Origin of the sequence: Bacillus sp. SIMBA_008 (genome assembly GCF_046535495.1) — a bacterium.
Lineage (GTDB): Bacteria > Bacillota > Bacilli > Bacillales > Bacillaceae > Bacillus > Bacillus subtilis.
This window is the reverse complement of record NZ_JAWRWL010000827.1, coordinates 1-255: the sequence shown is the minus strand read 5'-3', so window position 1 is coordinate 255 and position 255 is coordinate 1. Positions and strand designations below refer to the sequence as shown.

Annotated in this window: 1 protein-coding gene; it reads left to right on the top strand. The window is 39.2% G+C overall.

All coding sequences use genetic code 11. The features are described 5' to 3' along the window. The coding region (locus tag SB658_RS25640; RefSeq protein ID WP_410603272.1) for a Cna B-type domain-containing protein at positions 1 to 255 on the top strand (255 nt) is incomplete at both ends.

Genomic DNA, 255 nt, shown 5'->3' with positions numbered 1-255 from the left:
GTAAAGTAGTAGACACAAAAGAAGTAACAGCAAAAACAAACTGGAAGTACACGTTTGAAAAGCTCCAAGCATACGATGAAAATGGAGTAGCGTACAAGTATGAAGTGAAGGAACAACCAGTAGCTGGGTATGAATCCAAAGTAAGTGGTACTGACATCACAAATACAAAAGTGGGCGAAACAAAAGTAGAAGGAACGAAGACATGGAAAGACGATAACGCAACAGATCGTCCAAGTACAATCAAAGTAGACTTAC